We start from the raw sequence: 362 nt of genomic DNA on the forward strand, positions 1-362 counted from the left end.
CGTGCTGGCGAGAACTGCGGCGTTCTGCTGCGTGGTACCAAGCGTGACGACGTTGAGCGTGGCCAGGTTCTGGTCAAGCCAGGTTCGGTCAAGCCGCACACCAAGTTCACCGCAGAAGTCTACGTCCTGTCGAAGGAAGAAGGCGGCCGTCACACTCCGTTCTTCAAAGGCTACCGTCCTCAGTTCTACTTCCGTACCACTGACGTGACCGGTAACTGCGAACTGCCGGAAGGCGTTGAAATGGTAATGCCAGGTGACAACATTCAGATGACTGTTACCCTGATCAAGACCATCGCAATGGAAGACGGTCTGCGCTTCGCTATCCGTGAAGGCGGTCGTACCGTCGGCGCCGGCGTCGTAGC

General features: G+C 58.0%; 1 pseudogene. It reads left to right on the forward strand.

Annotation, left to right across the window (positions count from 1 at the left end):
* Nucleotides 1–362 (forward strand): annotated as a pseudogene (locus ACLEJU_RS28755) (hypothetical protein); the annotation flags it as partial.

The sequence above is a fragment of the Pseudomonas sp. SMN11 genome (genome assembly GCF_052041945.1).
Taxonomy (GTDB): Bacteria; Pseudomonadota; Gammaproteobacteria; order Pseudomonadales; family Pseudomonadaceae; genus Aquipseudomonas.